At 67.0% G+C, this 23,050-nt stretch carries 20 protein-coding genes; 10 read left to right on the top strand and 10 right to left on the bottom strand.

The genetic code is table 11. From position 1 onward, the window contains the following. The first annotated feature begins 59 nt into the window (after positions 1-59). Positions 60-986, top strand: a complete 927-nt coding sequence (gene argB, locus FHS74_RS14745) for an acetylglutamate kinase (RefSeq protein WP_184801837.1) — start codon at positions 60-62, stop codon at positions 984-986. Positions 987-1,048: 62 nt separating this feature from the next. Here argB and FHS74_RS14750 read toward each other — a convergent pair whose 3' ends face one another. After that, positions 1,049-1,861, bottom strand: a complete 813-nt coding sequence (locus FHS74_RS14750; RefSeq protein WP_184801839.1) for an IclR family transcriptional regulator — start codon at positions 1,859-1,861, stop codon at positions 1,049-1,051. A gap of 422 nt (positions 1,862-2,283) precedes the next feature. On the opposite strand from FHS74_RS14750, the gene FHS74_RS14755 reads away from it, so the two are divergent. After that, a complete protein-coding gene (locus tag FHS74_RS14755) occupies positions 2,284-5,013 on the top strand; it encodes a TonB-dependent receptor (RefSeq protein WP_246463149.1) in 2,730 nt (909 codons plus the stop codon). Between the two features lie 264 nt (positions 5,014-5,277). Here FHS74_RS14755 and FHS74_RS14760 read toward each other — a convergent pair whose 3' ends face one another. After that, positions 5,278-6,528 carry a DUF2336 domain-containing protein gene (locus FHS74_RS14760; RefSeq protein WP_184801843.1) on the bottom strand — a complete coding sequence of 417 codons (1,251 nt, stop codon included), beginning with the start codon at positions 6,526-6,528 and terminating at the stop codon, positions 5,278-5,280. Beyond that, positions 6,528-8,315, bottom strand: coding sequence for a sensor domain-containing diguanylate cyclase (locus tag FHS74_RS14765; protein ID WP_184801845.1), 1,788 nt, complete (start codon positions 8,313-8,315; stop codon positions 6,528-6,530). The genes FHS74_RS14760 and FHS74_RS14765 overlap by 1 nt, the downstream gene beginning before the upstream one ends. A 236-nt stretch (positions 8,316-8,551) precedes the next feature. On the opposite strand from FHS74_RS14765, the gene FHS74_RS14770 reads away from it, so the two are divergent. The 5 genes from FHS74_RS14770 (at position 8,552) to FHS74_RS14790 (ending at position 13,580) form a co-directional block, all read left to right on the top strand. Continuing rightward, positions 8,552-9,283, top strand: coding sequence for a pyrimidine 5'-nucleotidase (locus FHS74_RS14770; protein WP_211106322.1), 732 nt, complete (start codon positions 8,552-8,554; stop codon positions 9,281-9,283). A 165-nt stretch (positions 9,284-9,448) separates the two neighbouring features. Then, the gene (gene dapD, locus FHS74_RS14775) at positions 9,449-10,294 is read left to right on the top strand and encodes a 2,3,4,5-tetrahydropyridine-2,6-dicarboxylate N-succinyltransferase (protein ID WP_184801849.1); all 846 of its coding nucleotides are present in this window, start codon (positions 9,449-9,451) and stop codon (positions 10,292-10,294) included. A 5-nt stretch (positions 10,295-10,299) separates the two neighbouring features. After that, positions 10,300-11,523, top strand: a complete 1,224-nt coding sequence (dapE, locus tag FHS74_RS14780) for a succinyl-diaminopimelate desuccinylase (RefSeq protein WP_184801851.1) — start codon at positions 10,300-10,302, stop codon at positions 11,521-11,523. After that, on the top strand, positions 11,523-12,128 hold the full coding sequence (locus tag FHS74_RS14785; RefSeq protein WP_184801853.1) for a hypothetical protein: 606 nt from the start codon (positions 11,523-11,525) through the stop codon (positions 12,126-12,128). The genes dapE and FHS74_RS14785 overlap by 1 nt, the downstream gene beginning before the upstream one ends. A gap of 93 nt (positions 12,129-12,221) precedes the next feature. Further along, positions 12,222-13,580, top strand: a complete 1,359-nt coding sequence (locus FHS74_RS14790) for an eCIS core domain-containing protein (protein ID WP_211106323.1) — start codon at positions 12,222-12,224, stop codon at positions 13,578-13,580. A 6-nt stretch (positions 13,581-13,586) separates the two neighbouring features. Here the strand turns inward: FHS74_RS14790 and truA are convergent, their stop codons facing one another. The 3 genes from truA to def all read right to left on the bottom strand — a co-directional run bounded on the left by truA (position 13,587) and on the right by def (position 15,909). Further along, positions 13,587-14,327, bottom strand: a complete 741-nt coding sequence (gene truA, locus FHS74_RS14795; RefSeq protein ID WP_184801855.1) for a tRNA pseudouridine(38-40) synthase TruA — start codon at positions 14,325-14,327, stop codon at positions 13,587-13,589. Position 14,328: 1 nt separating this feature from the next. Then, a complete protein-coding gene (fmt, locus tag FHS74_RS14800) occupies positions 14,329-15,270 on the bottom strand; it encodes a methionyl-tRNA formyltransferase (RefSeq protein WP_184801857.1) in 942 nt (313 codons plus the stop codon). A 132-nt stretch (positions 15,271-15,402) separates the two neighbouring features. Then, positions 15,403-15,909, bottom strand: a complete 507-nt coding sequence (def, locus tag FHS74_RS14805; protein ID WP_184801859.1) for a peptide deformylase — start codon at positions 15,907-15,909, stop codon at positions 15,403-15,405. A gap of 237 nt (positions 15,910-16,146) precedes the next feature. Here def and FHS74_RS14810 point away from each other — a divergent pair, with 237 nt between their 5' ends. The 3 genes from FHS74_RS14810 to FHS74_RS14820 all read left to right on the top strand — a co-directional run bounded on the left by FHS74_RS14810 (position 16,147) and on the right by FHS74_RS14820 (position 18,925). Beyond that, a complete protein-coding gene (locus tag FHS74_RS14810; RefSeq protein WP_184801861.1) occupies positions 16,147-17,001 on the top strand; it encodes a TonB family protein in 855 nt (284 codons plus the stop codon). A 159-nt stretch (positions 17,002-17,160) separates the two neighbouring features. After that, complete coding sequence (locus tag FHS74_RS14815; RefSeq protein WP_184801863.1) at positions 17,161-18,315, top strand: TonB family protein; 1,155 nt, start codon at positions 17,161-17,163, stop codon at positions 18,313-18,315. Positions 18,316-18,409: 94 nt separating this feature from the next. Then, positions 18,410-18,925: an energy transducer TonB gene (locus FHS74_RS14820; RefSeq protein ID WP_184801865.1), complete on the top strand. Its 516-nt coding sequence runs from the start codon at positions 18,410-18,412 to the stop codon at positions 18,923-18,925. Positions 18,926-18,941: 16 nt separating this feature from the next. On the opposite strand, the gene recR is transcribed toward FHS74_RS14820, so the two are convergent. From recR to FHS74_RS14840, 4 genes are all read right to left on the bottom strand, one after another. Then, positions 18,942-19,550, bottom strand: a complete 609-nt coding sequence (gene recR / locus FHS74_RS14825; RefSeq protein WP_211106324.1) for a recombination mediator RecR — start codon at positions 19,548-19,550, stop codon at positions 18,942-18,944. A 78-nt stretch (positions 19,551-19,628) separates the two neighbouring features. Further along, entirely contained in the window at positions 19,629-20,543 is a 915-nt protein-coding gene (locus tag FHS74_RS14830) for a hypothetical protein (RefSeq protein ID WP_184801867.1), read from the bottom strand. Positions 20,544-20,714: 171 nt separating this feature from the next. Then, on the bottom strand, positions 20,715-21,038 hold the full coding sequence (locus FHS74_RS14835) for a YbaB/EbfC family nucleoid-associated protein (protein WP_184801869.1): 324 nt from the start codon (positions 21,036-21,038) through the stop codon (positions 20,715-20,717). 3 nt (positions 21,039-21,041) lie between these two features. Continuing rightward, on the bottom strand, positions 21,042-23,030 hold the full coding sequence (locus tag FHS74_RS14840; protein ID WP_184801871.1) for a DNA polymerase III subunit gamma/tau: 1,989 nt from the start codon (positions 23,028-23,030) through the stop codon (positions 21,042-21,044). Positions 23,031-23,050 lie beyond the last annotated feature (20 nt).

Consider the following 23,050-nt stretch of genomic DNA (forward strand, 5'->3'; position numbering starts at 1 on the left):
GCCCGGGTCGGGTATAGATACGAACCGCCTTTCCATCCCGTGACACGGATCCCAACCCGATGACCGCTGCCACCGCCGCTTCCGCTTCCCTGGCCGCTTCCCGTGAAGAGTGGCTGGGCAAGGCCCAGACCCTGTCGGAAGCGCTGCCCTATATGCGCCGCTATGCCGGCCAGACCTTCGTCGTCAAGTACGGCGGCCACGCCATGGGCGACGAACGCCTGGGTGAGATGTTCGCCCGCGACATCGTCCTGCTGAAGCAGGTGGGCATCAATCCGGTGGTGGTGCATGGCGGCGGGCCCCAGATCGGCCAGATGCTGGACCGCCTGAAGATCAAGTCGGAATTCATCGACGGCCTGCGCGTCACCGACAAGGAGACGGTGGAGATCGTCGAGATGGTGCTGTCCGGCTCCATCAACAAGCAGCTGGTGCAGTTGATCAACGACCAGGGCGGCCAGGCCATCGGCCTGTCGGGCAAGGACGGTGAGCTGATCGAGGCCAAGAAGGTCATGCGCACCAAGCGCGACCCCGACAGCAATATCGAGCGGGTGCTGGACCTGGGCTTCGTCGGCGACCCCTACAAGGTCAACCCCGGCATGATCCGCCGCATCCAGGACGCCGGCCTCATCCCCGTCATCGCCCCCATCGGCTTCGGCCCCAATGGCGAGACCTTCAACATCAACGCCGACACCGCCGCCGGCGCCGTCGCCGCCGCCGTGGGCGCCAAGCGCCTGCTGCTGCTGACCGACGTGGCCGGCGTGCTGAACAAGGAAAAGGCCCTGATCCCCGAACTGTCGGTGGAGCAGGCCAAGGCCTGCATCGCCGACGGCACCGCCAGCGGCGGCATGATCCCCAAGATCGAGACCTGCATCCAGGCGGTGGAGCACGGCGTGGACGCCTCCGTCATCCTGGACGGCCGCGTGCCCCATGCCATCCTCATGGAAATCTTCACCGAGGGCGGCGCCGGCACCCTGATCGGGCACAAGTAAGCCTTACTGCTTGCGTCAGGACGCGAAACGCCGGGCGGCCCACTCCGCCCGGCGTTTTTTGTTTATGGCCTGGAAGCCGATGAACCGACCGCATTGGTCGGGGCATAGCCCAGCGTCGCAGAAATATTGCCGGCGGCGGCCTGCAGAAGCCGCCGGGCCGTTTCAAAATCAACCTTCTGCGACCCATCGATCAGCGCCAGAAACGGAATGGTCAGCGCCCCGACGACATCCCGGTCGAAGCCGAACACAGGATAGCTGATGTCGGTCACACCGTGGGTGATCGGACTCTTGCGATGATCGAAGCCGTCCCGCCTGATGGTGGCCAGCCGTTCGGCCAACCAATCGCGATCCGCCGGCGCGCCCTGAACCGCCTCCGCCTCGGCGATGATATGATCGGCGCGGTCGGGTTTGGAAAAGGCCAGGATCACCTGCCCGGAGCAACTCCTCACCATGTCGATCGCCGCGCCGAGGCGCAGCGAAAACCCCCGCTCGCCGGGATTTTCCTCGCGCGCGATGACCAGCCCCTCGCCCCCATTGGGGACGACGAAATGGCACGACTGTCCCGTCTCGATCGCGAGCTGGCGCATCTCGGGCAGCGCCGCGTGGATGAGGTTCTGCGCGGGGGTCGCGCGGTAGGCAAGGTCGAGCAGCTTATAGGCCGCCGTATAGCGATCCGATTTCGCGGATTTCTGAAGATAGCCCAGTTGCTCCATCACGATGACGACGCGGAACAGCTCACCCACCGAGCGGTTTAGGCGCGTCGCCATCTCGCTGACGAGTGCCCCGTCGCGTTGATTCGCCAGCATCTCAAGAATTTCAAACGCCTTTTCGATAGCTGGCGCGGCGTAGGTGCCCTTAGGGCCTGCTCGGGTCATGTATTCCCCCTGGTTATCAACGCGGACGGATTGAGCCAGTCCCGTCTCAAGATCGATCCACTTCGCGGTCGGCGTCCGTCAAGGCGGTTCACTGGCTGAGCCGCGCCCCGACGGACGGCAAGCGCCCGCCGCCCAGCCACATCACGCCTAGATCCGTCGGCTCCCCACCGCCTCTCAGTTCCCCATCGGCCGATCCTGCCGTCACCGATACCCCACATCCCCCGCGCTCGGAAGCCCTCCGGCCTGAGCCACAGCGGCGCAGGCCGGGCACGGCCGGACGACTCGGGCTTCGTTGCAGATATCCTAAAGTTCCGATTGCATATACGAGAACCTAATTGTACTGATGAAAAACATTCCGAACAAAAAAGCGATCAGGGAGAACGCTCATGTCGTGTCGGCACCGCTTGTCTGGATTCACGCTGTTGGCTGGCCTGCCGCTGGCCTTGATTTGGTCCGCGCCGGCCATCGCACAAACGATCGACACCGCGCACCCCGCCCAGGGGCCGTCTGATACCCCCGCCGCCGCCCCAACGACCAATCCGGAGGCGCTGGAAGAAATCGTCGTCACCGGCGTTCGCGCGAGTTTGAAATCGGCCGAAGCGATCAAGCGCGACGCGCCGGAGATCGTCGATTCCATCGTCGCCGAAGACATCGGCAAGCTTCCTGACCGCAACGTCGCCGAGGCGTTGCAGCGCGTCGCCGGCATTCAGATCCAGCGCAACTACGGCGAAGGCAGTTCGGTCGCGATCCGGGGCCTGACCCAGGTGCGTACCGAATTGAACGGCCGGGACATTTTCACCGCCGGCGGCGTCGACCAGCTGAATCTTGAAGATGTCCCGGCTGAATTGCTCGCGGGCATCGATGTCTACAAGAACCCCTCGGCGGAACAGATCGAAGGGCAGCTCAGCGGCGTCATCAATTTCCGTACGCGCAAGCCTTTCGACTTCGATGGCTTCAAGTTCGCCGGCGGGGTGACCGGCAATTATTACGACCTGGCGGACAAGACCGGGCCCTCAGGGTCTGTGCTGGTCAGTGATCGCTGGAACACGGGCATCGGCGAAATCGGGGTGCTTGCCGACGTCGCCTATCAGAAAGACTACTTCCGCGACGACCAGATCACGACCGAGCCGTTCTACACGCTGAATCAGAGCCGCAATGCCGATGGCAGTTTCGTCAATCCATCCGATGCGGCCACCGCGGCGGCACTGGGGCGCTCAGGCCAGGTCACGACCATCCCGCACGGCGGCGGCCTGAACAAGAACTACGGCAACCGGCAGCGCTTCGGCACCGATGTCGCCTTGCAGTGGCGGCCGAGCGATACGCTCGACGTCACGGGCGAGGTGCTCCGTAACAATTACAAATTCAACATTCGCGGCAACGCCTTCTTCGCGACGACCGGGGATGGGGCCATCACGCCGCATCCCGGCGCCGACTTCAAATTCGCCAGCAATGGCGATTTCATCAGCGGGACGTGGGACGACGTTCCGGTAGGGTCCTATGCGAGCCAGACCACGCGTGAGTCGACGACAACCGATTATTCCTTGAAGGCGCACTGGACCCCGACACCGAACCTGGAGGTCACGGCCGACGGCCAATATGTCCGGTCGGACACCAGTCAGAGCAATTTCATCGTCCTCACCAATGGTCCCAACACCACTTTTCAACAGAATGTATCGGGCGACGTGGCATCGTTCTCCACCATCCCGGCAAGCAACACGACCAACGCCTCACTATATTCAAACAACGGCTTCCTTGACGACTTCTCGAAGTCTTACGGATCGGAGAAGAGTGGCCGCCTTGACGTCAAGTACAGCTTCGACAATAGCGTGCTGAAGTCGTTACGCGCCGGATTCCGATATACGGATCGAAACAACTCGACGCGGGATACCGGCTATCGATATTCGAGCATCAATGGACGGGGCGAACTCGTCCCCTATGACCTGAGCGATATCTTTCGCGGTGACGCGAACGTGTTCGGAAGCGTGATCACCTTCCCCTTGGAGAACCTCAGCAATTACGCCAATACGCTTTCCTCGTTCGGAATCAACGGGGCGCCGGCGTACCTCCCCAGCGGCACGAACGCGCAGAGCCAGCAGACCTATGCGGAGTATGGGGCCGCCTATTTCGACGCCAGTCCCTGGTCGATTCCGCTGGATGGCAATATCGGCGTCCGCGTCGTCAAAACCAATGTGAGCGTGTCGGGATATTATCAGCAGGTGCCGCAGGTTGCGCAGCCTGACGGATCGACGGCGACCGGCGATCCCGAGTACGCCGCCATCGCGTTCAAGGATTCCTACACCAAGTTTCTGCCCAGCCTCAACCTGCGCTATCACCTGACGGATAACCTGCAGCTCCGCATGGCGGCATCGACCAACCTGGCGACCCCCACCTTCTCGCAATTGAACCCCAGCCTGACGCTGACCGAACCGGGCCCGTCGCAGCACGCCGAGATCCATACCGCGACCGGCGGCAACCCGTTGCTCAAGCCGATGACGTCGCGCAACCTCGACGCCTCGCTGGAATGGTATTTCTCGGACCATGAGTATGTATCGGTCGCGGGCTTCTACAAAAAGATCAACGGATACATCCAGACCGCGATCACGCCCCGCGACATCACTTTCCCGGATGGGAAAACATACACCTATCAGGTCACATCCTATACCAACGCGGCCGACGCGGAAGTGAAGGGGGCCGAGTTCTCGTTCCAGCAGTTCTTCGATTTCCTGCCGGATCCGTTCGATGGCCTCGGGATTCAGGCGAATTTCACCTATGTCGACTCCCAAGCGCCCAGCCCGGCCACCTCGGGCCCAGTCACCAATGTGCCGCTCGAGATGTTGTCAAAGTATAGCTACAACCTCATTGGCATCTACGAGAAGGGACCGGTGTCGCTTCGTCTCGCATACAACTGGCGCAGCAAGTTTGTGGAGACGACCTCGGGCGTCGGCACTGGTAATCTGCCGATCTTTGACCAGCCTTATGGTCAGCTCGACGGATCGCTGACATATCAGGTGAACCAGAATTTCTCGCTCGGCGTTGACGCGCGCAATATCAACAACGCGCTCAAACTCTCATATTTCGGGATAAGCACGCGCCCGCGGACGGCGACCATCTCGGATCGGCGCTTCAGCTTCACGGCCCGCGTCACCTACTAAAGCGGATCGCGGCCCCCTCTGTAGCCGGCTGCGCCACCGAATGGCCGCAGCCGGCTATAATCCACCGACACGGATGCGGGAGGCGACGTGTCATACTAACGGCATTTGATCGTGACCGCTCAAACGCCCCCTCAAGCGCCGGGCGCCGCCATCCGGCGGCTGGGCTGATCCTCGATTTCCAGTCCGCCTTCGGCCCCCAGAAATCTCCGGTGCCCGCAGTCGCGGGCTACCGGCGGCACGAGTCAGAAACTCGTGCCGCCGTTATCACTCCACCCCGAAAAACTCCAACTGCCATTTCATCTCGTCGTCGGTCATCGGGTACTTGGTGCCGTCGCGCGCGTTCAGCACGTTGGACGGCGGGATCTGGGCCAGGCGCATTTGCACCTGGCGGGCGGCGCGCATGCTGAGCTTGGCCTTCCAGCACAGCGACGTGACGCCGCGCGGGCTTTGGCCGGCGATGATCTTGTCCACGATGGGCAGGGGCAGACCAGACAGCAGCGCCAGCGAGGCGAGGACGAAGCCGCGGTCACCCTGGCCCAGCGCCATGGACACCGTGTCCTCCGTCAGCTTCTTTTCCTTGTGCAGGCGCCGGGCGCGGTCGGCGGGGCGCTCTTTCGGCGCCTCGTCCTCCTCGACCAGGCCGTTGCCAGTGCCGATGCCGGCCTTGGCGGCGGGCAGGCGCTGGCGCACCGCCTGGGTGATGGCCTGACGGGTTTCCGGCGGCAGGTCGGTGCGGCTTTCCAGCACCTTCACCAGGCTGTCGGTGACGAAGCTGGCGATGCGGGCGGCGGCGGCGGCCGGCAGGCTGGGCCGCCGAACCAGGGGGGCGTGCCAGGGCTCGTGCTTGGGCGCGAGGTCCAGGATGCGGTCCAGCGTCTCTTCCCGGATCTGGGCGCTGGCGTTGCCCAGCAGGCTGGCCACCGCCGCCTCGCGCTCCGTCTGCACGATGGCGTCGGACACGGCGACGCTGACGTCGGCGCGTTCGGCGATGGCGCACAGCCGCTCATCCTCCGGCGCGCCGGCGATGATCTCCAGCAGGTCGTCGTCGGTCAGCAGGGGGGAGTGGCGCAGGACCGGGCCGGAGATGGTGGCATCCAGATCGCGGGCCAACTGCTGGATGATCGAGGGCGGGGCGTTGGGCAGGTCCTTCAGCGCCGCCACCATGACGCCGCGCACCGCCACCGCCCGATCACGAGCCAGGGTTTCCAGGATCTGCAGGGTCATGCGCTCGATCTGGCCCACCCGGTCGGCGGACAGGCTGGGCACCAGCGCCGCGATCTTGCTGGCAAGGCCGCTGCGCACGCCCTCATCCACATCGGTCGACAGCACCATGTCGGCCTGGCGCGGCGTGGCGGTGTTCAACGCGATCTCGCGCCGCACCTCCACGTTCTGGTCCATGGCCAGCAGGTACAGGATCTCCGGCTGCGTTTCCTCGCGCGAGGCGACGAAACGCCGGTCAGCCGCGTCCCCGCTGGCGGCCAGCTTCTTGGCGGTATCGTAATCCAGTCCGCCCATCACATATCCTTTTCCCCGGGACCCTCTTTCCCGGTGTCATCATCGGCCATCGCCCCATCCGCCGCGTAGGCGGGCGACAGGCTACGGTGGCCCTTGCCCAGCCGCTTGGCGGCGTACATGCCCTGGTCGCCGCGATCCACCAGGCTTTGCACCGGCTCGCCACCGCCGCCCTGGTGCACGGCCACGCCCACCGACACGCCCAGCGGCTTCTCCGCCGCGGCCGACAGGGGGCGCAGGAACTCCGCCGCCTCGCGCAGCAGACGGTCGGCGACGGACAGGGCCTGGGCCTGGTCGACACGATCCACCCACAGCACGAATTCGTCACCACCCAGCCGGCCGGCCAGGTCGCCGGCCCGCGCCATGCGCCGCAGCAGATCGCCCACCGCCCGCAACACGTCATCACCGGCCGTATGGCCGCGCAAGTCGTTCACCGCCTTGAAGTTATCCAGGTCGAAATACAGCAGGGCGGAGGACCCGCCGGTCTTCACCGCCAAGCGCTGTTCCAGCATATCCATGACGGTGCGGCGATTGTACAGGCCGGTCAGGCCGTCACGTTCCGACAGGGTCTTCAGCCGTTCCTGATAGCGGGCCTGGGCAATGGCGGCGCCGACATGGTCGGCGATGGTGCGGGCCATGGACAGATCGTCCGCCGACCAGCCGCCCTCCACCCCGCCCCCATCCTCCTTGGCCGAGCCCTGACCGGCGGGGCGCCAGATCAGGACCGCGCCGTTGACCTCATGCCGGAACAGGGTGCGCGCGGCCAGCACGTCGTAGCCCGCCGCCGTCACCGTCACCGGCCCCTCGCTTTCCGCCGCCCGGTGGGGCAGTTCGGCCAGCGTCGTCTCCAGTTCCGGCGGCAGGCTTTCGGCCACGCCCACGGGGCCATAGCCGCCCGTGCCCTCGCCGCGCGCGCGGAGCGCCGAACCAGCGGCGCCGGTGGCGTTGACCGCCACGCCGGCCGCGATCTCCAGCGTGCGGGCGGGGTCGACGTCGTCGCGGGTGGAGGAGACGATATAGCCCAGGTACCGTTCGCGCAGGCGCACCTGGGCCAGTTCCATGGCGCGCAGCCGGGCTTCGGTGATGTCACGGCAGGCGCCGCGCGCGCCGATCCACTGGCCGTCCGCCCCCGTCAGCGGCAGGGCGGAGGAAATGAGGCAGGCGGGGCGGCCATCGGCGGCACGCAACCAGACCTCCACCCGCTCGATGGCCTCGCGCGCCTCGAACGGCGACAGGCCATCGTCGAATTCCGGCAGCAGGAAATCGTTGGGGTGGCGCCCCACCAGATCGTCCGGGCGGTAGCCGATGGCCCCGGCGGGCGAGACGAAGGCGAAACAGCCGTCCGGCCCCGTTTCCCAGGCGAAGTCGCTGGAGATTTCCACCAGGTCCTTGTAGCGCTGGCGCGACTCCGTCAGCGCCTGGCGCAGACGGCGCTCCAGGGTGGCCATGCGGCCCAGCAACAGATAGTGCCGTTGGCCCGCGCCCCGCGGCGGCAGGGCCAGGGGCGTCCACTCCACCACCTCCTGATCGGGCAAGGGGCTGGAATGGGTGCCGGGCAGCAGCACGCCACCATCCGCCACCCAGCGCGACAGCAGGTCCAGCCAGCCATCCTCGCGCGCCAGCAAGGCGGCGCCGGCCGCGTTGACGGCGGTGACGCGGCCGGCCGCGTCGACCTCCAGCCCCGGACCGGCCCACCCGTCCAGCAGCACCTGGGCCTCCGCCGGACCGGCCTGTCCGGCATGGCCAGGCGCCGGCGCGTCGAACTGGGTGTCGTGGAAATCGGATGCCATGCCCGCCTCGTTCGCCGTCACCCGCGTCCCCGCTGGAGCGCGAGCGCGAAACCCTTGGGGCCAAGCCCTTGGGACGAAAGGTACCATAACCAAAGGAGTAGCCTACTCCCCGGGTGGCGGCAACTGGCCCGGACGGGCAGCCCGCTCGGCGTCGGGATAGGTGCCGCGCGCCATAGCCGGCGTGCCCGCGCGCGGGCCGCTTGCCCCCGGACGGCGCTGGCCCCATGTTCAGAGCCATGATGACCAAAGACGCCCCCCCGCCCGCCGCTGGCCCCTTCCGCCATGTCGACACCTGGATATTCGACCTGGACAACACGCTCTACCCCGCGGCGTGCAACCTGTTCGCCCAGGTGGACGTGCGCATCGGCGCCTACATCGCCCAGGCCCTGGGCCTGGACGCCGACGCCGCCAAGCGGCTGCAGAAGGATTATTTCCGCCAGTACGGCACCAGCCTGCGCGGCCTGATGCTGAACCACGGGATGCCGCCGGAACCCTTCCTAGAGTATGTCCACGACATCGACGTCAGCGCCATCCTGCCGCAGCCCGGCATGGCGGACAGCCTGGCGGCGCTGCCAGGGCGCAAGATCATCTACACCAACGGCTCCAGGGGGCACGCCGAGAACGTGATGCGCCGGCTGGGCGTGGCCGACCACTTCCACGCCGTGTTCGACATCGTGGCCGCCGACTACACGCCCAAGCCGGAGGCAGCCCCCTACACCACGCTGATCCAGCGCCACGGCATCGACCCCACCCGCGCCGTGATGGTGGAGGACATCGCCCGCAACCTGGAGCCGGCGGCGGCCTTGGGCATGGCAACCGTGTTCGTGGACACGGGCTCCCCCTTCTCCCTGCCCAATCCGCAGGCGCCGGGCCCCTTGCCCGCCTACGTGCAGCACCGCATCACCGACGTGCCGGCATGGCTGGCCCAGGTGGCAGCGGATCTTTCCCTGCCCCGGCCCCGCGACTGACGGGTCCCGGCGGGTAAGAATCTGTCCGGCAGGGGCTGCTAAAGTAGGGTCTGTTCTGTTCCCGGGGACGTTGACAGGGGGCGAAGCCGCCCGCCATTGTCCCCCCGCCCCATCGGACACTCCCGATCACAAGCCGCCGCCAAGGCGCCATCCGGACGACGCCCCATGACCGTTTTCACCGACCTGCAAAGCCAAATCGAGCAAGCGTGGGAAGCCCGCGACACCCTGAACGCCAGCACCCAGGGCGCCACCCGCGACGCGGTGGAGGAATCCCTGTCGGCGCTGGACCGCGGTGACCTGCGGGTGGCGGAGAAGGTGGACGGCGGCTGGGTGGTGAACCAGTGGCTGAAGAAGGCGGTGCTGCTGTCCTTCCGCCTGACGGACAGCGCGCCCATCCCCGGCGCCCCCGGCGGCAGCACCTGGTTCGACAAGGTGCCCACCAAGTTCGAAGGCTGGGACGACGCCCGCTTCCGCGCCGCCGGCTTCCGCGCCGTGCCGGGTGCCATCGTGCGGCGCAGCGCCTATATCGCGCCCGGCGTGGTGCTGATGCCCAGCTTCGTCAACATCGGCGCCCGCGTGGGCAAGGGCACCATGGTCGACACCTGGGCCACGGTCGGTTCCTGCGCCCAGATCGGCGCCAACGTCCACCTGTCGGGCGGCGTGGGCATCGGCGGCGTGCTGGAGCCCCTGCAGGCCGGCCCCGTGATCATCGAGGACAACTGCTTCATCGGCGCCCGCTCGGAAGTGGTCGAGGGCGTGGTGGTGGAAGAGGGCGCCGTCCTCTCCATGGGCGTCTACATCGGCGCCAGCACCAAGATCGTCGACCGCACCACGGGTGAGGTGTTCGTGGGCTGCGTGCCGGCCTATTCCGTCGTCGTGCCCGGCAGTCTGCCCGGCAAACCCCTGCCCGACGGCACCCCCGGCCCCAGCCTGTACTGCGCCGTCATCGTCAAGCGTGTGGACGAGCAGACCCGGGCCAAGACCTCGATCAACGACCTGCTGCGGGACTGAGCCCCATGCCCGTTCCCACCCCCGCCGGCGTCCCGCTCGACGCGACCGATCCGGTGGCGCTGACCCAGGCGCTGATCCGCTGCGCCAGCGTCACCCCGGCCGACGCCGGGGCCCTGGGCGTGCTGGAGGGGGTGCTGGGCGGCCTGGGCTTCACCTGCCACCGCCTGCCCTTCACGGAGGAGGGGACGGCGCCGGTGGAGAACCTCTACGCCCGTCTAGGGACCGCCCGCCCCAACTTCTGCTTCGCCGGCCATACCGACGTGGTGCCGGTGGGCGATGAGGCGGCGTGGTCGGTGGCGCCCTTCGCCGGCGAGATCATAGCCGGCCGGCTGTTCGGCCGGGGCGCGTCGGACATGAAGGGAGCCATCGCCGCCTTCATCGCCGCCGTCGCCCGGCACCGGGCCGCCAGCCTGCCCCTGGCCGGCAGCGTCAGCCTGCTGATCACCGGCGATGAGGAAGGCCCGTCCATCAACGGCACGCGCAAGGTGCTGGGCTGGCTGCAGGACCGGGGGGAGGCGCTGGACGCCTGCCTGGTGGGGGAGCCCACCAACCCCCAGACGCTGGGCCAGATGATGAAGATCGGCCGGCGCGGCAGCGTCACCTTCACCCTGACCAGCCTGGGCGCCCAGGGCCACGTCGCCTATCCCCACCTGGCCGACAATCCCCTGCCCCGCCTGGCCCAGGCCCTGGCCCGGCTGTCGGGGGAGCCGCTGGACGCGGGCACGCCCCACTTCCAGCCCAGCAGCCTGCAGATCACCACCATCGACGTGGGCAACCCCACCACCAACATCATCCCGGCCAAGGGCACCGCCGTCCTCAACATCCGCTTCAACGACCTGCACACGCCGGCCAGCCTGGAGGCGCGGGTGCGCGGCGTGCTGGCCGAGGTGGGCGGCGCGTGGGACGTGAAGGTGGCGGTCAGCGGCGATGCCTTCCTGACGCCGCCGGGCCAACTGAGCGCCCTCGTTTCGCAGGCGGTGCGATCCGTCACGGGGCTGGAGCCGGAGTTGAGCACCAGCGGCGGCACCTCCGACGCCCGCTTCATCAAGAACCACTGCCCGGTGGTGGAGTTCGGCGGCGTGGGTGCCAGCATGCACAAGGTGGATGAGCACATCGCCGTGGACGATTTGGCCCGCCTGACCGACATCTACGCCCGGGTGCTGGCGGACTGGAGCGCAACCCACGCCGGCACCGCCCCCGCCACCACCCCTGTGGACACCACCCCGTGATGGGCGAACTGCGCCGCGGCCTGGCTGGCGCCTTGCGCCTGGCCTTCCTGGACAAGGCGGGCGCCGCCCTGTTCCCGGACGACCGCGCTGGTGCGCTGCGCAGCTTCTGGGTACTGCTGGTCCTGCTGCCGGGCGTGGTGGCGCTGGACACGGTGGACCGCTGGATGGGCCATCCGCTGGCGCCGCTGAGTGGCGCCAGCGCCCCTGAGACCATCGTACTCCTGGCGCGCGGCGTGCCGGCCACGCTGCTGGCCTTCGCCATCGCCACCTTCGGCTATCTGGTGATGGTGGACCGCATCCTGCGCCTGCAAGGCATGGGGCGGCACTTCGCCCGCTTCGTCGCCGCCACCAACTGGTCCAGCGTCGTGACCCTGGCCCTGCTGCTGCCCCTGACGATGTTGACCCACAGCGGCCTGATCTCCCTGCCCCTGGCGGCCGCCATCCAGGTGGCGGCCTTCTTCTGGACGCTGATCTATGAGGCCTATGTAGTGCGCGCCGTCCTGGGGGGCGGCTGGCTGACGGCCACCGGCTTCGTCATCCTGGACGTGGCCACCACCGACCTGGTCAGCACCCTGGTGCACGGGCCGCTGACGGCGGCGGGCTGAGCGGGCCCTAAATTTCCCTTATTACGGGAACTGTACGGGCGATATATCATCCCCAGACGGCAAGGAACGCGTCCCTGCCACCTTGGGGGAGGCGTGATCGTGAACAACGGCCACCAGCAAAAATCGGATGCCCGGCCCATCGCCGCCCGCAGGGCGGGACCGTCCTCAACGGCGGAGCGGGCCGGCGCCGCGCCCCTGCAAAGGCTGCAGGCCCAGATCAACGACGGCCCCGGCGTCCACCAACTCCAAGCGCTGGCGCGCCAGGTCAACCTCCCCGGATCAAGCGGCGTGGCCCAGCGTGCCACGGCGCCGGCGGGCCCCGACACCGCCCAGCCCAACCGGACCGGCCTGCCGGACGGGCTCAAGACCGGGATCGAACGCTTGTCGGGCGTGTCCCTGGACGACGTGAAGGTCCACTATAATTCCCCTCAACCCGCCCAGTTGCAGGCCCTGGCCTATGCCCAGGGAACGGACATCCATGTCGCCCCCGGCCAGGAAAAGCACGTCCCGCATGAGGCCTGGCATGTGGTGCAGCAGAAGCAGGGACGTGTCCGGCCGACCCTGCAAATGGCGGGCGGGCCCCCCATCAGCGATGACGCGGGCCTGGAACGCGAGGCCGATGCCATGGGCGCCCAGGCGTTGCAAGGAGCGGACGCCCCAGTCCAGCAACAGCTCAGCACCTCCGCCGGCCCTCAGGGTCCGATCGTGCAGCGGGTCATGATTGGCGGTCGGGACATCACCCAGGCATCGCCGCGCGAGGACGTCATCGCGGCCCTGAATTTCTCCAACCTCACGGGAATTCGAAGGGACCTGAGTGCTGCCCAGCTGACAGAGTTGCTGGCGGAACTGCGTCAGCGGGATGACCAGGACGACGACACCATCGCCGACATCATCGAACAGGTGGAAGAGGATCTGGACGACGCGGAGGGCAACGAGGGGAGCGAAAATGAAGTCGCCATTGGCGCTGGGGAGATCTTCCTATCCCCCGAAGAACAAGAGGAAAAAAGACGACAAGCCGCCGATAACTTCGGATGGCAGACTTTCCCCGACACTATCGGCGGCTACAAAAAGCTCGGGGTGCACGAAACCACGGGCGAGAATATCGCAACCCTAGTCCAAAATGGCCCAAGCGCCGAAAAGATGGGAGATGGCAATGGACTGGGCAAAGGTGAAGGGTTCTATGTGACCCATGTCGGCCAAAAGACCCTATATAATGCAATCAAAGGCATAGAATATGGCTCTCACTTCGCAGCGATTTACATCGCCGAATCGGCGATTGAATTCAGATCGCCTAGCGAGGAAATGAATAATACGGCGCTGCTGGATGAGGAAACCGAAGGATTGGAATGTTATTATGTGATGTCGGGCGGCAGTGAAATTGTCATCCCGGTGAAGAGCTTCCACCTGGTCAAGGCGGCGGCCCGCCCGGAAGACCTCACTGACGACGCCTGACCGTAATCACTCGTACCACGCCTCGGTGAAGTACAGCCCGTCCGGCGGAGCGGTCTGGCCGGCGGCGGCGCGGCTGCGGGCTTCCAGCACCTTGGTCACGTCGTCCGGCGTCCACTTGCCCTCGCCCACCAGGCGCAGGGTGCCGATCATGTTGCGGATCTGGTGATGCAGGAAGGAGCGGGCGCGGGCCACCATGTGGATCTCCTCCCCCACCCGGCTGACCGTCACCAGGCTCAGCGTCTTCACCGGGCTTTTGGCCTGGCAGATGCTGGCGCGGAAGCTGGTGAAGTCGTGGTGCCCCACCAGGCGCTGGGCGCCTTCGTTCATGGCGTCGGCGTCCAGGGCCACGGGAACATGCCAGGCGCGGCCGATGTCCAGCGCCAGCGGCGCCCGGCGGTTGACGATGCGGTAGAGATAGGCGCGGCCCTTGCACGACAGGCGGGCGTGGAAATCATCCGCGACCGCCTCCGCCTTCACCACCACCACCGGCTCCGGCCGCAGGTGGAAGTTCAGCGCGTCGCGTACCGTGTCCGCCTTGGTGGGCTTTTCCAGGTCGAAATGGCAGACCTGGCCCAGGCCATGGACGCCGGCGTCGGTACGGCCGGCGGCATGCACCCGCACCGTCTCGCCGGAGAAGCGGCGGATGGCCTCCTCCACGCAGGCCTGGACGGAGGGGCCGTGCGGCTGCAGCTGCCAGCCCTGATAAGGCCGGCCGTCATATTCGACGGTGAGTTTCCAGCGAGCCATGCTACTGGGCGATCCGGCCGCCCACGGCGTGGGGGAAGCCGCGCAGGAAGGCGGCGCCCTCGACGGGGCCCTTGCCCGGTCGCTGCACGGTGATGAGGCGCAGCGCCCCCTCGCCGCAGGCCACGGTCAAGTGGGCGTCCAGCAGGGTGCCGGGGGCAGCCGACGCGACGACGGGCTCCGCCGCCAGCACCTTGATCTTCTCGATACCGCCGCCCTCGACGGGCGCCTCGAACCAAGTGCCGGGCCAGGGGGTCAGGGCGCGCACCTGGCGGTCCAGCTCAACGGCCGGCCGGGTGAAGTTCAGGCGCCCTTCGTCCTTGGTCAGCTTGGAGGCGTAGGTGACACCAGCTTCCGGCTGGACCGTGGCCGGCAGGTCGCCCGCCGCCAGGCGGTCCAGCGCCGTGACGATCAGGCGGGCGCCCATGGATGACAGGCCGTCGTGCAACTGGCTGGCGGTCATGCGCGGGCCGAGGACGATGCGCTCCTCCAGCAGCATGGGGCCGGTATCCAGGCCCGCTTCCATCTGCATGATGGTGACGCCGCTCTCGGCATCCCCGGCCAGGATGGCGCGCTGGATGGGCGCCGCGCCGCGCCAGCGCGGCAGCAGCGAGGCATGGATGTTGAGGCAGCCCAGGCGCGGCGCGTCCAGCACCGGCTGCGGCAGGATCAGGCCGTAGGCGACCACCACGGCCACGTCCAGGGCCAGGTCGCGGAACTCGGCCTGCGCCTGTTCGTTGCGCAGGGTGCGCGGGGTACGCACGGGCAGGCCCAGCGCCTGGGCCCGCGCGTGCACCGGCGTCAGCTGTTCCTTATGCCCCCGCCCGGCGGGGCGGGGCGGCTGGCTGTAGACACAGGCGACCTCATGCCCCGCCGCGACCAGGGCGTCGAGCACGGGAACGGAGAAGTCGGGCGTGCCCATGAAGGCAAGGCGCAGGCGGGTCATGGCGGCCTCCAACCAAAAAGTGAACCAGGCCTGCGACCGCAGGCCCCGGAGATTTCTGGGGAGCGTAGCGGACTGGAAATCGAGGATAGCCAAGCGGCCGGACGGCCGCGCCCGGCGCCTGAGGGAACAGCGTCAGCGAGACGCCTTGCTCACCTTGCGAATGATCATGTTGCGCTTCAGGGACGACAGATGGTCGATGAACAGCACGCCGTTCAGGTGGTCGACTTCATGCTGGATGCAGCGGGCCAGCAGATCGTCGCAGTCCCGCTCCTGCACGCTGCCGGCGCGGTCGACATAGCGCACGCGGATCTGCTTGGGCCGCGTCACGTCGGCGTAGACCTCGGGGATGGAGAGGCAGCCCTCATTGTGCACGCAGGTCTCGTCCGACAGCCACAGCAGCTCGGGGTTCGCCATGGCGATGGGCTCCTTGGCGCCTTCCTTATGCTCCGACACGTCGACGACGATGATGCGCTCCAACAGGCCGATCTGCGGGGCCGCCAGGCCGATGCCGGGGGCCTTGTACATGGTCTCCAGCATGTCATCCATCAGCTTCACGACGCGGCCGTCGACATTGGCGATGGGGGCGCACTTCTTCTTCAGGCGGGCGTCGGGAATGGTCAGGATGGGCAGAAGGGCCATGGCGGTCGTGTCCAGGTCAGGGTCGGCTAGAGAATCAAGGGCGCCGAGTATAAACATTTGTTCCCTGGCGAGATAGGGGATGGCTGGCGCCGGGGCAAGGCCCGGTTGCGCCCGGGGGGTATGCGGGCAAGGACAAAACAGGCCGGTGTGGCCGCTTCGCCCGCGACAACGCGCTTTATTTTTGCAACCATCGCGGATGGCCCCTGGCCGCAGCCCCCCCTCCCGCAAAAGACCGCAATGATCGCCCGCCGCCTGAACCTCTTCCTGCTGGCCTCCGCCACCGCCTGCCTGATGGGCCTGCCCGATGCCCGTGCCCAGGAAAACGGGGACGATCCCACCAAGCCACGCTTCGATTTGTCGTCCTTCGGCAGGCCGGACTATCCCGCCGACTCAATAAAGGCGGGGGAAGAAGGGCTGGTGCAGATCGCCGTCCAATGCCGTCCGGATGGCCATGTCGACGACGCGACCGTTGAGCAGAGCACAGGCTTCGCCCGGCTGGACGAAGCGGCCTTGGCCATGGTTGGCGCGCTGCGCTGCTTTCCCGCCCATGACCCCGCCACCGGCCAGGCCGTGGCCGCCGCGCTCAAGTTCCGCTATCGCTACGCCCTGACGCAGCCACCGCCGCCGCCGACCCATCCCACGACGCTGCAGATCAGCCGCGAGGAGGCGTTGTCCCTGATCGAGGAGGCGCGGGCCGCCAATCCTGACCTTTCCATTCCATCGGGAAGCGACCCGAAAGGTTACGACGCCGCTTGGTCCATGACCCTGGAGGCCCGTCCCGGTCCCGGCAGCTTCCCCCATCCCGCCTATCCGGCAGGCTCCGTGGCGGGGCGTGAAACGGGGACGGTCAGCGCCGCCTTCCTCTGCGGCCGCGATGGCACGGTGCTGCGGTCCCGGCTGATCCGGTCCTCCGGGGTGGCGCGCCTGGATCAGGCCCTGCTTGACGCCCTGCCCCCCGGCGGCGCCTGCCAACCGGCCCATGCCGGCAAGGGCGGCCCGCCCGTCACCTCCTGGGGCATGCTGGCCTATGTGTTCGCGCCACCGGATGCCGCCCCCACCAACAAGGCCGCGCAGCCACCACCCCAGCCTTAGCCGGCGGCCGTGCCCGGCTCCACGGACAGCGACCTTTCGCCGGAGCGTATGCATTGAGGTCGCGCACTGAGTCGTTGACCCGCCGCCGCCGGCGATTTGGACCATGACGGCCTCTGCTATTTCTGCAACGATTCTGGTCACGACAGCCGGGAGGGAAATATGGCGAGTCAGGGCGGCCAATTAATCGGGCTTTCGCTTCTCAGCGTGGGGTGCGGCGCCTGGACTATGGGGGCCTATGCCCTAACATCGGGAACATCGGTCGTTATTGGCCCCAAGGACTCACCACTCCCCCTGCCCAACATCTGGTTGGACCCGATGTCCTTCTCCCGTGCCCAGCCAATGTATTCCGCAGACTCCACCGCCGCGCAGGAGGAGGGACGCGTTGTCTTCATCGTATTGTGCGACGTTGACGGGATGGTCAGCGATGCCATGATCACGGAAAGCAGCACCCACGAGCGGCTGGACCAATCCCTAATAGCCGCCGCACGGACTCATCAATGGGCATGCACCGTCCGCAATGACGGCGGCGCCCCTCCAGACGGTATTCGGCGGGCCGTCTGGGCGAATACTAGGTTCGCGTACCGCTTCCAACTTCGGATGTATGACGGGAATCCTGTTAAGCCCCCCCCCCAGCCGCCACCGGAAGCGACAGTGCGCCCGGAAACGGTGTCACCGCCGGTCTATCCGGCCGCCGCGCGCGCCGCCGGGGAGCAAGGCAGGGTCGACCTGCGCTTCCTCTGCCAACCCGACGGCCGGCTGAGTGACATCACGATCGACCACTCTTCTTCATACGCCGACTTGGACGAGGCGGCCCTGTCGGCCGCGCGCGGTAGGAAATGGCGATGCCAGCTGCCCGTTGATGCACAAGGACCGATGGCGGGTTCGTACAGCCACACGTTCCGCATCTTCCCTGTATCGGCACCGCCGGCCCCGGAACCGCCGGCCGCACCAAGTCCCCCTGTGACGATCTGGGACCACCGTCCGCCAATGCCGCTGCCATCAATCGACAGTGCGGCCCTGCCCCGCCTGCCCGTGCCGTACCCACCCGAATCCGTACTGCTGAAAGAAGAGGGCCGGGTTCACTTCAGCGCCTTTTGCGACGCCGCCGGCATGTTCACGTCGGCCTTCATCCTATCGTCCAGCGGCTACAAAAGACTGGACGATGCGTTGTTGGCAGCAGTGGACTCACATCGCTGGCGGTGTGCGGACCCCAGATCGACGAGGGCACCGATATCGACTCGAGTACAGGCGACTTACCTGTTCCAACTCCCCCTCGCGAAGAAAGGCGCCCCACCGGCCACGCCCAACCCCTGAGGCCGGACAGGCGGTGGGTGAAGCGGGCGAAACCGACCTGCGACAACCACCGCCACTTCTGCAACGACTATCCCTCGGGGAGAGAGGGCCATTCATGCGAACGAGTGCGGTACACGCGGTTCTGAGCGGTATTCTCGTCGTGCTGGCCTGTTGGCCGGCAACGGCACCGGTTCCTTCACATGCCACCGAACGGGTGTTCCATCCCGCATTTGATGTCGAGATCATAATTTATGAGTTTCGGGTGGCGCCTCCCCCCATCCTCGATTCGAACCAACACGCAGCGCCCTATGCAGCCTGGCCTCTCACCAGAGTTGATGCGGATACCTTTCACCGCTTTCCGCCGGCCTATCCAGCGGCGGCGGTAAAGCGGGGCGAGGAAGGCAGGGTGGTCTTCATCGCCTTCTGTAACGCCAAAGGCCATGTCTATGACGCCAGGGTCTGGGAGAGCAGCTCCTCCGACCGATTGGACGCGGCCCTGGTAAAGGCCGCACGATCCCGCCGGTGGCGATGCGCCCCGGCCATGAAGGACGGCCAAGCGGTACCGTCTGTTTCAGCAAAAATGGCCTACCGCTTCCAACTCCCCGACGCCGGCAAGAGCCAGCATCGATAGCCGCTCTGCCAGCCCCTCACCCCAAGGCTCGCCGCGCCCGTAACGCCGCCGTCAGCGTGCCGTCGTCCAGGTAGTCCAGCTCGCCGCCCACGGGCACGCCATGGGCCAGGCGGGTGATGGCGACGTTGAGGCCGGACAGGCGGTCGGTCAGGTAGTGGGCGGTTGTCTGGCCGCCGGCGGTGGCGTTGAGGGCCAGGATGACCTCACGCACGGGCGTCCCGTCCGCCCCCTGGGCCACACGCGCCAGCAACCCTGGCACGGACAGGTCATCGGGGCCGATGCCGTCCAGCGCCGACAGGGTGCCGCCCAGCACATGGTAGAGGCCGCGATAGGCGCCGGTGCGTTCCAGGGCCCACAGGTCGCCCACCTCCTCCACCACGCACAGGATGGTGCGGTCGCGGCCCCGGTCGGCACACACGCCGCAGGGGGCCACGGTGTCGAGGTTGCCGCAGACGGGGCAGGTGACGACGCTGGCACTGGCCGCGGCCAGCGCCTCGGCCAGGGGATCCATCAGCTGGTCGCGCTTCTTGATCAGGTGCAAGGCGGCGCGGCGGGCCGAGCGCGGGCCCAGGCCCGGCAGGCGCGACAACAGCTGTATCAGGCGGTCGATGTCAGGGCCGATCATGGTGCCCAAGATAGGGGCTGTGCCGGCTTTGTTCCAGCGGGGAAACGCGTTACGATCCAAGAGGACCTTTCACCGATCTCACTCGTCCGGATCATCACGACCGCAAATTTCCCGCCCGAGGATCGGCAATTCGGGTGGTGTTTCCCCCGACCAGGGTTCGGCCTCGTGATAGCTCTCGATCGGCTGGCAGCGGGTAGCGACGAGCGTCTGCAATTCCCGATACAGTGGATCGTCTTCGGAAAAGGACTGCCGTCCTTGGCAGAAGGCCGCCCTGACCTGCTTCCTGCAATTCAGGAATCGGGCGAGCGCCCGTTCAAAACGTTTCCCCGATAACTCCGTCTGCTTCACGGTGACGTTGATTACGCAGTTGGGGCCACCGTCAAACGTGATGGTAGTTTGCGCATGGTCGTCCCATTTTCCGACATACCGCCACTCACCGTAGCTATCAGAGCCGAAACTGTATCCTATTGACGGGAATAACTTTCGAAGAAGCTCCGGCTTTATGCAGGCGAAGGCGTTTACTTCCCCAAACGCCACATCCGCCTCCCTATATGACGACGGCGTAATTTCATAAGTATTATTATTTATGCATTTCGAATAGTCATGAAACCAATACGAGACATGAGGTCGGTCAAATTTCATGACCGCCGGATTCATGAGCCCACCCCCGAGAAGCTGTACCCGGCCCTCCGGTGTAGACCGATACCAGCCGGCGCTCTTGACGAGATACTCGTCGCTGATTTCAGAACAACCGAAATCGTGTGGACCAAAATCGCGTCGATTTATGTTTTTGGTTTTCAGAGCGAACAACTCGAAAACCACCGCCTGATCCAGAACCGCACCTTCATCCGCCAATGTCTTCACGCGCCGCAGCAGCCATTCCGCACGGCCTCGGTTTGGTGGCGCCGGGGCGTTCTCGGCTGCCGAAACATGCCCACCCATCACAATATGGATGGCGCATGCCAATACCCCCGTCAGCACGGAACGAGTCATCGGGCCCCCTTCGTCAAACACCCTCGACATCTTTGTCAGTCAGGGGCCGAGGGGGCAAGGTCGGAACTTGGACCTCTGGCGTGGGCTTGTGGAACAAATCACCGATAAAGCAAACGCCGGGCCCGTCGCCAGGCCCGGCGTTCAAAACCACACCCTGAAGGTCGCGGCCGATCAGAACGGCAGCTTCATGCCCGGCGGCAGCTTCAGGCCGCCCATGAGCTTGTTGGTCTCTTCGGCGATGTGCGCCTCGACCTTGGCCTTGGCGTCGTTGAACGCCGCGACCAGCAGGTCTTCCAGCACCTCGACATCCTCGGGATCGACCACCGACTTGTCGAGCTTCACCTTCTTCAGCTCGCCCTTGCCGTTGACCACGACGCGGACCATGCCGGCGCCGGACTGGCCGTCGGCCTCGATCTCGCCCAGCTTGCCCTGCATTTCCTGCATCTTGGCCTGCATCTGCTGGGCCTGCTTCATCATCTGGCCGATGTTTTTCATCGCCTAAAAATCTCCTTCCCAGTCGCCATCCCCCATGTCGGGCGGCGCGTCGAAATAGGGGTTGTCGGGGGCATCCATACCGCCATCGCCGGAAGAAGGGAAGGCGGGGGTGAGGGCCGCCTCTTCCGCGGCGGCCTTGGCGGCGGCCGCGGCCACCTGGTCCAGGTCACGCACCGTGCCCATCCTGGCGCCGGGGAAGGCGGCCATCAGGGCCTGTACCAGCGGGTTCGCGGCCGCCTGTTCGCGCGTGCGGTTCTCCGCCGCGCGGTCCTGGTCGCTGAGCGTGGGTTCGCCCGGCGCGCCGGAAACGCTGACGATCCAGCGCCGGCCGGTCCATTCCGTCAGCAGCTGGCCCACGCGGCCGGCCAGGTTGGGCACGGCCATGGCCGTCGGCCGCAACTCGATCAGGCCCGGCTCGAACCGCACCAGGTGGACCATGCTCAGCAGGTTGCCCTGCAGCATGCCCTCGCGCCGGGCGCCGAATAGGTCCACCACGTCGCGGAAGGTCTTGGGCTCGGCCAAGGGCAGGGCCTGGGCCTCCACCACCGGAGCGGGGGCCGCCATCGGAACGGGGGCCGCCTGCGCGGCACCGGCCAAGCCACCGCCCAGGCCACCGCCCAAACCGCCGCGCAGCACCGCCATGGGGGCGCCGTTCGGCGGGCCGCCGCCTTGCATGGACATGCCGCGCGCCGTGACGCCGCCGCCAGTGCCACCCCCCATCGGGGCGCCGCCGCCGGGGGGGGCGCCACCACCACGGACGATGTCACCACCCTCCATCACCTTGCGCACCAGATCGCCCGGGCTGGGCAGGTCGGCGGCGTAGGCCAGGCGGATCAGCACCATTTCCAGGGCCTGCATGGGCACCGGCGCCTGCTGCACCTCCCCCAGGCCCTTCAGCAGGATCTGCCAGGCGCGGGCCAGGGCGGGCATGCCCAGCTTGGACGCCAGGTCCCCGCCGCGCACCCGCTCCATCTCCGGGATGCCCTGGTCTTGGGCGGTGCCGGGCACCACGCGGGCGCGGGTCAGGAAATGGGTGAAGTCCAGCAGGTCCTGGGCGATGACCACGGGGTCGGCGCCGCGCTTGTGCAGATCATCCAGCACGGCCAGCGCGTCGGCCGGCTTGCCCGACATGGTCGATTCGAACAGGTCCACCACCAGGGTGCGGTCGGCCAGGCCCAGCATGTCACGGACCTGCAGGCCCGTGACGGCACCACCCCCCAGGGCGATGGCCTGGTCCAGCAGCGACAGGCCGTCGCGTACCGAGCCATCGGCGGCCCGGGCGATCAGGCTCAAGGCCTCCGCCTCCACCGCCACCGATTCCTCGGCGGCGATGCGGCCGAAATGGGCCTGCAGGGTGCCCTGGTCCACCCGGCGCAGATCGAAACGCTGGCAGCGCGACAGCACCGTCACCGGCACCTTGCGGATTTCGGTGGTGGCAAAGACGAACTTCACATGCGGCGGCGGCTCCTCCAGCGTCTTCAGCAGCGCGTTGAACGCGCTGCGCGACAGCATGTGGACCTCGTCGATGACGTAGACCTTGTAACGGGCGCCGGCGGGGGCGTAGCGCACGCCCTCGATGATCTCGCGGATGTTGTCGACCGAGGTGTTGCTGGCCGCGTCCATCTCGATGACGTCGACATTGCGGTCCTGGGCGATGGACACGCACTGCTCGCACACGCCGCAGGGGCTGACGGTGGGCCCGCCCTTGCCGTCCGGCCCGGTGCAGTTCAGCGCGCGGGCGATGATGCGGGCGGTGGTGGTCTTGCCCACGCCGCGCACGCCGGTCAGCATATAGGCTTGGTGGATGCGCCCCGACTGGATGGCGTTGCGCAGGGTGCGCACCAGGGCGTCCTGGCCGATCAGCTCATCGAAATTGCGGGGACGGTACTTGCGGGCCAGGACGCGGTAGACGGCACCGCCCGAGGCGGGAGAGCCGGACGCGGGGGTGTCAATGGCCTGGGCGGCGGGGGAAAGCGGGCTCTGATCGGTCACGGGATCGCTCAACCCTTCCG

It is taken from the genome of Nitrospirillum iridis (genome assembly GCF_014205765.1).
Lineage (GTDB): Bacteria > Pseudomonadota > Alphaproteobacteria > Azospirillales > Azospirillaceae > Nitrospirillum > Nitrospirillum iridis.

What these genes read in the sequence shown, in the direction of transcription:
- FHS74_RS14750 (WP_184801839.1), bottom strand. Translation starts at nt 1,861, where the DNA reads ATGACCCGAGCAGGCCCTAAGGGCACCTACGCCGCGCCAGCTATCGAA.
- FHS74_RS14815 (WP_184801863.1), top strand. Translation starts at nt 17,161, where the DNA reads ATGGCGAGTCAGGGCGGCCAATTAATCGGGCTTTCGCTTCTCAGCGTG.
- FHS74_RS14835 (WP_184801869.1), bottom strand. Translation starts at nt 21,038, where the DNA reads ATGAAAAACATCGGCCAGATGATGAAGCAGGCCCAGCAGATGCAGGCC.
- FHS74_RS14810 (WP_184801861.1), top strand. Translation starts at nt 16,147, where the DNA reads ATGATCGCCCGCCGCCTGAACCTCTTCCTGCTGGCCTCCGCCACCGCC.
- dapE (WP_184801851.1), top strand. Translation starts at nt 10,300, where the DNA reads ATGCCCGTTCCCACCCCCGCCGGCGTCCCGCTCGACGCGACCGATCCG.
- FHS74_RS14830 (WP_184801867.1), bottom strand. Translation starts at nt 20,543, where the DNA reads ATGACTCGTTCCGTGCTGACGGGGGTATTGGCATGCGCCATCCATATT.
- argB (WP_184801837.1), top strand. Translation starts at nt 60, where the DNA reads ATGACCGCTGCCACCGCCGCTTCCGCTTCCCTGGCCGCTTCCCGTGAA.
- fmt (WP_184801857.1), bottom strand. Translation starts at nt 15,270, where the DNA reads ATGACCCGCCTGCGCCTTGCCTTCATGGGCACGCCCGACTTCTCCGTT.
- FHS74_RS14770 (WP_211106322.1), top strand. Translation starts at nt 8,552, where the DNA reads ATGATGACCAAAGACGCCCCCCCGCCCGCCGCTGGCCCCTTCCGCCAT.
- FHS74_RS14785 (WP_184801853.1), top strand. Translation starts at nt 11,523, where the DNA reads ATGGGCGAACTGCGCCGCGGCCTGGCTGGCGCCTTGCGCCTGGCCTTC.
- FHS74_RS14765 (WP_184801845.1), bottom strand. Translation starts at nt 8,315, where the DNA reads ATGGCATCCGATTTCCACGACACCCAGTTCGACGCGCCGGCGCCTGGC.
- recR (WP_211106324.1), bottom strand. Translation starts at nt 19,550, where the DNA reads ATGATCGGCCCTGACATCGACCGCCTGATACAGCTGTTGTCGCGCCTG.
- def (WP_184801859.1), bottom strand. Translation starts at nt 15,909, where the DNA reads ATGGCCCTTCTGCCCATCCTGACCATTCCCGACGCCCGCCTGAAGAAG.
- dapD (WP_184801849.1), top strand. Translation starts at nt 9,449, where the DNA reads ATGACCGTTTTCACCGACCTGCAAAGCCAAATCGAGCAAGCGTGGGAA.
- truA (WP_184801855.1), bottom strand. Translation starts at nt 14,327, where the DNA reads ATGGCTCGCTGGAAACTCACCGTCGAATATGACGGCCGGCCTTATCAG.
- FHS74_RS14820 (WP_184801865.1), top strand. Translation starts at nt 18,410, where the DNA reads ATGCGAACGAGTGCGGTACACGCGGTTCTGAGCGGTATTCTCGTCGTG.
- FHS74_RS14760 (WP_184801843.1), bottom strand. Translation starts at nt 6,528, where the DNA reads ATGGGCGGACTGGATTACGATACCGCCAAGAAGCTGGCCGCCAGCGGG.